Annotated in this window: 2 protein-coding genes; both read right to left on the bottom strand. The window is 57.4% G+C overall.

Annotation, left to right across the window (positions count from 1 at the left end; translation table 11 throughout):
• The coding region (locus JT360_RS33285; protein WP_214477714.1) for a pyridoxal-phosphate dependent enzyme at positions 1-215 on the bottom strand (215 nt) is incomplete at its 3' end.
• Between the two features lie 236 nt (positions 216-451).
• The coding region (locus JT360_RS33280; RefSeq protein ID WP_250889253.1) for an exopolysaccharide production repressor protein at positions 452-737 on the bottom strand (286 nt) is incomplete at its 5' end.

Raw genomic sequence — 737 nt, 5'->3', positions numbered from 1 at the left:
ATTGTGACGAGCGTATCGGCATCTGACGCGATCGCGTCGGGCACAATGTATTCGAGCTTGCGCAGCTTGTTTCCGCCGAACGCGAGACCGGAGTTGCAGTCCTCGCGTTTGACGTAGATTTCCACCTTGTCGCCCAGATGCTTGCCGAGGCGGTCGAGCCTCTCGATCGGCGTGGGTCCAAAGGTGAGCGGATAACGTTCGAATTTTTCCAGCATGCTATCTCCAGCAAAAAAGTACCTGAACCGGCTACGCACCGGTCAGCCCAGGGGTATGGTCGCGTGTTAGCCGAACACAGATTCCCTATACGATCAGCTCAGTCATCAGAGGGTGACCAAAATTGGTGTGGGTCTGAGCACTGATCCTGTCATCCGCGCATCAAAGCAGCAGCACATGCTGGGCATTCGACCAAGCCGGGACACAGCTGAAAATTGCATTCCGCAGTTGATCAGAGTCAGACGACTGGTACCCGAGCTTTCCTGTAACCATCGGCATGCTGGCCCCTGTGGCGAGTTCCACGAGCGCGGCTAGAGGACTGCCAGATCAGAAAGAGCACGCGGCCGAAGGAGCCGGCCTGAAGCAGCAGCGAACAGGCCAGCGTCGTGACGACTGCCACACGGAGCGAATCCAAAGCGAAGTAAACCATCGACGCATTGCTGCACAGGACCAGCCCCACGAGCCGACAAAAAGATGAAGTGCACGCCGCTCCCCTGGTTTTCGCCAGATCATGTTGCGAGCTC

This window comes from Mesorhizobium sp. dw_380 (assembly GCF_018588885.1).
Lineage (GTDB): Bacteria > Pseudomonadota > Alphaproteobacteria > Rhizobiales > Rhizobiaceae > Mesorhizobium.
Note: the sequence above shows the minus strand (reverse complement) of the source record. Positions and strands in the feature narration are given on the sequence as shown.